At 70.4% G+C, this 5,381-nt stretch carries 7 protein-coding genes; 4 read left to right on the top strand and 3 right to left on the bottom strand.

Annotation, left to right across the window (positions count from 1 at the left end; all coding sequences use genetic code 11):
• The first annotated feature begins 72 nt into the window (after nucleotides 1-72).
• The 3 genes from LI92_RS19495 to LI92_RS19485 all read left to right on the top strand — a co-directional run bounded on the left by LI92_RS19495 (nucleotide 73) and on the right by LI92_RS19485 (nucleotide 2,633).
• Nucleotides 73-1,434, top strand: coding sequence for a S1C family serine protease (locus LI92_RS19495; RefSeq protein ID WP_046321867.1), 1,362 nt, complete (start codon nucleotides 73-75; stop codon nucleotides 1,432-1,434).
• 46 nt (nucleotides 1,435-1,480) lie between these two features.
• The gene (locus tag LI92_RS19490) at nucleotides 1,481-1,975 is read left to right on the top strand and encodes a MogA/MoaB family molybdenum cofactor biosynthesis protein (protein WP_046321866.1); all 495 of its coding nucleotides are present in this window, start codon (nucleotides 1,481-1,483) and stop codon (nucleotides 1,973-1,975) included.
• 199 nt (nucleotides 1,976-2,174) lie between these two features.
• Entirely contained in the window at nucleotides 2,175-2,633 is a 459-nt protein-coding gene (locus tag LI92_RS19485) for a large conductance mechanosensitive channel protein MscL (protein WP_353585456.1), read from the top strand.
• A 5-nt stretch (nucleotides 2,634-2,638) separates the two neighbouring features.
• Here the strand turns inward: LI92_RS19485 and LI92_RS19480 are convergent, their stop codons facing one another.
• The 3 genes from LI92_RS19480 to LI92_RS19470 all read right to left on the bottom strand — a co-directional run bounded on the left by LI92_RS19480 (nucleotide 2,639) and on the right by LI92_RS19470 (nucleotide 4,368).
• On the bottom strand, nucleotides 2,639-3,286 hold the full coding sequence (locus tag LI92_RS19480) for an SAF domain-containing protein (RefSeq protein ID WP_046321862.1): 648 nt from the start codon (nucleotides 3,284-3,286) through the stop codon (nucleotides 2,639-2,641).
• Nucleotides 3,287-3,352: 66 nt separating this feature from the next.
• Nucleotides 3,353-3,694 carry an FmdB family zinc ribbon protein gene (locus tag LI92_RS19475; protein WP_046321860.1) on the bottom strand — a complete coding sequence of 114 codons (342 nt, stop codon included), beginning with the start codon at nucleotides 3,692-3,694 and terminating at the stop codon, nucleotides 3,353-3,355.
• A 74-nt stretch (nucleotides 3,695-3,768) separates the two neighbouring features.
• Nucleotides 3,769-4,368 (bottom strand): 5-formyltetrahydrofolate cyclo-ligase, encoded by a 600-nt coding sequence (locus LI92_RS19470; protein WP_046321870.1) that lies wholly within the window; start codon nucleotides 4,366-4,368, stop codon nucleotides 3,769-3,771.
• Between the two features lie 94 nt (nucleotides 4,369-4,462).
• On the opposite strand from LI92_RS19470, the gene LI92_RS19465 reads away from it, so the two are divergent.
• On the top strand, nucleotides 4,463-5,374 hold the full coding sequence (locus tag LI92_RS19465; RefSeq protein ID WP_046321858.1) for a UTP--glucose-1-phosphate uridylyltransferase: 912 nt from the start codon (nucleotides 4,463-4,465) through the stop codon (nucleotides 5,372-5,374).
• Nucleotides 5,375-5,381: the final 7 nt, after the last annotated feature.

Genomic DNA, 5,381 nt, shown 5'->3' with positions numbered 1-5,381 from the left:
TCTCAGTCCACGTAGGCATGGTGGTGAGGCAACGTCGCTGCCGCCTCGCGTCACTAGGAGTAGACAACAGACATGACGAATTACCCCGGGTACCTCCCGCCGCCTGCGCAACCGGATCGGCCCCATCCGGCCGGTTCCACCGGTGCGGACCAACGCGGGCAGAGCGGTTATCCGGGCGGGCCCGTTCCGGGCTCGTACCCGCCGCCCTACGACTGGCGCTACGTCCAGCAGCAGGGCAGGCCCTCGGGCTATCGCACCGCGTATGACGCCCCCTACGGCGGGGGCCCGCGCCCGGGCGGTGCGGCGCCGAAGCGGTCCCGCACGGGCGGGCTGGTGCTGGGAGCGGTCGGTATCGCGGTGATGTCGGGCGTCATGGGCGGTGTGGTCGGTTCGGCGCTGAACTCCGATCAGCGGCCGATCGCCGCCGGGGGTCACATTCCCGGCATTCAGAACCCGGGCGTGCCGGCTGCGGTGAACCTGCCGGACGGTTCGGTGGAGAAAGTCGCGGCGAAGGTGGTGCCCAGCGTCGTCATGCTGGAGACCGACCTGGGACGCCAGTCCGAGGAGGGATCGGGCATCGTCCTGTCGGCCGACGGCATGATCCTGACCAACCACCACGTGGTGGCCGCCGCTGCCGCCAAACCCGACGTGCCCGGCAAGCCGGGACCGAAGACCACGGTGACGTTCTCCGACGGACGCACCGCCCCGTTCACGGTGGTGGGCACCGACCCGGCCAGCGACATCGCTGTGGTGCGCGTCCAGGGTGTCTCGGGGCTGACCCCGATCACGATCGGTTCTTCGGCTGATCTGCGGGTGGGCCAGCACGTCGTGGCGGTCGGCTCGCCGCTCGGGCTGGAAGGCACCGTGACCACCGGCATCGTCAGCGCCCTCAACCGGCCGGTCTCCACCACGGGGGAGGCGGGCAACCAGAACACCGTCCTCGACGCCATCCAGACCGACGCTGCGATCAACCCGGGCAACTCCGGTGGCGCGCTGGTCAACATGAACGGCGATCTGGTGGGCGTCAACTCCGCGATCGCCACCATGGGCGGCGATTCCGGCGAAGCCCAGGGCGGATCGATCGGCCTCGGCTTTGCCATCCCGGTAGACCAGGCCAAGCGGATCGCCGACGAACTCATCAACTCGCCGGACCACACGGCGTCGCACGCCTCCCTGGGGGTGCGCGTCACCAGCGAGCGCAGCCTGCACGGCGCCAAGGTGGTGGAGGTGGTGCCCGGCGAGGCGGCCGCCAAGGCCGGTCTGCCCGAGGGCGCGACGGTGACGGCGTTCGACAAGCGCCCCATCGGCAGCGCCGACGCGCTGGTTGCCGCGGTGCGTTCCAAGGCGCCCGGCGACCAGGTGACGCTGACCTATCTGGACCCCTCCGGAGCGACCAAAACCGCGCAGGTCACCTTGGGCAAAGCACAGCAGTGACGGGTTGGTGACTCCGACGACGCGTTCCGGATATACGGTTGCATCCATGGAGCAAGCCCGAGAACTCGCAGGCCGCGCCCTCGTCGTCGTGGTGGACGACCGTACCGCCCACGGCGACGAGGACCACAGCGGCCCGTTGGTCACCGAATTGCTGGCCGAGGGCGGATTCATGGTGGACGGCGTGGTTGCCGTCGCCGCCGATGAGGTGGAGATCCGCAACGCGCTCAACACCGCGGTGATCGGCGGCGTCGACCTGGTCGTGTCGGTGGGCGGCACCGGGGTCACCCCGCGCGATGTCACCCCGGAGGCCACCCGCGAACTCCTCGACCGCGAGATCCTCGGCATCGCCGAGGCGCTGCGGGCCTCCGGGTTGTCGGCCGGGATCGCCGACGCCGGCCTCTCGCGGGGGCTGGCCGGGGTCTCCGGCAGCACCCTGGTGGTCAACCTGGCCGGGTCCCGGGCGGCTGTGCGTGACGGGATGGCCACACTGAACCCGCTGGCCGCGACGATCATCGGCCAACTGTCCAGCCTGGAGATCTGATCGTGCCCGGACTGCAAGAGCATCAGTCGTCGTCGGACGAACGCGACCCGGACGACGCCCGCGAGGAGCAGGAGCGCGAGCGCTGGCTGCGGGACAACATCCCGCCACATCACGGTTGAGTTCGACTTCGCGCAATCCCCCCTTTCGGCTGCGCAGTGGCCACTACGGTTCGCCGTAGGCGGCGTTTCGCCGCTCGGCAGTGCATCCGCAGGAAAGGGGAGTTCCGGTGCTCAAGGGGTTCAAGAATTTTTTGATGCGTGACGACGTGATCACCGTGGCCATTGGTCTGGTGGTCGCGCTGGCGTTTTCCAACCTGGTCAAGGCCTTCACCGACAGCGTGATCAATCCGCTGGTGTCGGCCGCGCAGCCCGACACGTCCGGGCTGGGGCTGGGGTATCAGCTGGGGGCCGAAGGCAATGAGGCGACCTTCGTCGACTTCGGTGCGTTCCTCTCGGCGATCATCTACTTCATCGTGTTCATGGCCACCGTCTACTTCGTTATCGTGCTGCCCTACAAGCACATTCAGAAGCGGCGCGGCAAGTCGGTGTTCGGCGACGAGGCGCCCACCAAGACCTGCCCGGAGTGCCGGTCGGAGATCGACGCCGACGCCAGAAAGTGCAAGTTCTGCGCCAGCCCGCAGCCGGCCGCCGCGGCGTGAGGAGTTCAGCGCAGCGTTAGCGTCACGGCCTGACTCAGAGCGGCGCCGGCGACCGCGACGGCAGCGGTGGCCGGCAGCGCCACCAGCACCACCCGGTCATCGTGGTGCTGGCCGGAGACCAGCACCACGATCCCGCCGCCGGCCAGCACCCGGGCAGCGCCGGGCGCACCGGCGGAGTCGTCCGGCGCGGCGGTCACGACGTCGACGACGTCGCCGGGGCGCAGCACGTCGAGCAGCCCGGCGTCGGCGGGGTGCACGCTCACGATGCGCGCGTCAGGCCCCGCGGCGGCCTCGGTGAGGCGGCGGCCCAACAGCCGGAGGTCGGTGAGGACCTCGCCGCGCCGGGCCGGACCGGCCAGTGTCGCCTGCAGCACCGCCGCGATGTCGGTGGCGGCACCGTCGGGAACCGTGGGGGCCGGGCGGGTCTGCCGATGGATGTCGTCGACGGTCAGGGCGGTGCCCGGGGCGATGTCGCGGCGGGCCACCACGACGTCCACCAGGTCGTCGCGGGGGTCGGTCCGGAATGCGGCGATGCCGGCCAGCACCACCAAAGCGCCTGCGGTCACTCGGCGGGCGCGCACCGTACGGGCCCAGTCCGGGCGCAGGGTCTGTGACAAGCGGCTGATCAGGGGGGGGTTGAGCGAGTCGCCCATGGCGTCACGCTATGCCGGCAATCGGCCCCGGGGCCGCCGGCCGGGCGGGCGACTGTGGATAACCGGCTAGCTCGAGGCGGCTGCGGGCGCAGCCGCCGCGGTGGAACCGGACGTGGCGCTGCTGCTGGCGCTGGACTTGTCGGCCGATGCGCTCGTGCTGCTGGCGGAGTCGCTGGATGTCGAGGCGGCAGAGGCGCTGCTGCCGTTGCCGTTCGACGAGGACTTACCGGCTTCGCGGCTGTCGGTGCGATAGAAGCCGCTGCCCTTGAACACCACGCCGACTTTCCCGAAGATCTTGCGCAGCCGGCCGTTGCAGTCTTCGCAGTTGGTCAGGGCGTCATCGGTGAAGGCCTGGACCACGTCGAAGCGGTTGCTGCACTCGGTGCAGGCGTAGCTGTAGGTGGGCACGTAAACCTCCGTGGATCGAACAATCGCGTTAGCACTCTACCGTGCCAAGTGCCAGAACGCCTATGTGGCCTTTCTCATTCCTGGCCGCATGAGCGCGGTTGCAGCGGCACCAGGCCCAGGCCCGGTGTCAGCACATGAGTCATCGGCACGTCGTGGTCCTCGGCGGGCAGCTCCTCGACGAGTTCGGCGTCCCGCACGATCGCGACCAGCGGAGTCCGCGGATCGCGCCACGGCAGCGAGCGGTCGTAGAAGCCGCCGCCGCGGCCCAGTCGCGCGCCCCGGCGGTCGACGGCCACCGCCGGCACCACGATGAGGTCCGCCTGCGCCAGGGTGTCCGGGGCCAGCCACGGTTGCGGCGGCTCGAGCAGGCCGTAGCGGGCCGTGGTCAGCGCCTCCGGCCGGTAGTCGCCCCACCACAGCGGCAGCGGGCCGCCGTCTTCCCCGGTGCGCACCACCGGGAGCAGCACCCGCACCCCCCGGCCGGCCAAGCGGTCCAGCATCTCCGCCGACCCCGGTTCGCTGCCCACCGGCAGATGGGCGCAGACGGTGTCGGCGGTGCCGGCCAGGCGCTCCAGATGGGCGGCCAACGCGGCGGCCTCGGCGTCGTGCACCTGGGGGGACACCGCGCGCCGCTCGGCGAGCAATCGCGCCCGCAACGCGGACTTGGCGGCCATTACCGCGTCGTCGGTCACGGCAAACAGACTGTCAGCTTCGGCTCGCCCACCGCCAGCCGAAGGGGTGAAGTCGGCTGCGGTTATCGTGTGAACAATGCCCACGCCAAAGGTTCCGATCCCGCGCACTGCCATTGTGCCCGCGGCGGGTTTGGGCACCCGTTTTCTGCCCGCCACCAAGACGGTGCCCAAAGAACTGCTGCCCGTCGTCGACACCCCCGGTATCGAGCTGGTCGCCGCCGAGGCCGCTGAGGCCGGCGCCGAGCGGCTGGTGATCGTCACCTCCGAGGGCAAGGACGGCGTGGTCGCGCACTTCGTGGAAGACCTGGTGCTCGAAGGCACGTTGGAGGCGCGCGGGAAGAAGGCCATGCTGGCCAAGGTGCGCCGCGCGCCGCAACTGATCAAGGTCGAATCGGTGGTGCAGGCCGAGCCGCTCGGGCTCGGGCATGCGATCAGCTGCGTCGAGCCCACCTTGTCCGTCGACGAAGACGCCGTCGCGGTGCTGCTGCCCGACGATCTGGTGCTGCCCACCGGGGTGCTGGAGACCATGTCGAAGGTGCGTGCCCGCCGGGGCGGCACCGTGCTGTGCGCCATCGAGGTCAGCCCGGAGGAAGTCAGCGCCTACGGCGTCTTCGACGTCGAGCCGCTGCCCGACGGTGACAACCCGGACGTGATGCGGGTCAAGGGGATGGTCGAGAAGCCCAAGGCCCAAGACGCGCCGTCGACCTATGCCGCGGCCGGCCGCTACGTGCTGGACCGGGCGGTGTTCGACGCCCTGCGGCGCATCGACCGTGGGGCCGGCGGCGAGGTCCAGCTGACCGACGCGATCGCCCTGATGATCTCCGAGGGCCATCCCGTGCACGTCGTCGTGCATCGGGGTTCGCGACACGACCTGGGAAATCCGGGCGGCTACCTCAAAGCTGCGGTTGACTTTGCCTTGGACCGTGATGACTACGGTCCGGACCTGCGGCGGTGGCTGGTGGCGCGGCTGGGCTTGGCGCAAAGCTGAGCTGAGG

Source organism: Mycobacterium sp. UM_Kg1 (assembly GCF_000972925.1).
Lineage (GTDB): Bacteria > Actinomycetota > Actinomycetes > Mycobacteriales > Mycobacteriaceae > Mycobacterium > Mycobacterium hiberniae.
Note: the sequence above shows the minus strand (reverse complement) of the source record. Positions and strands in the feature narration are given on the sequence as shown.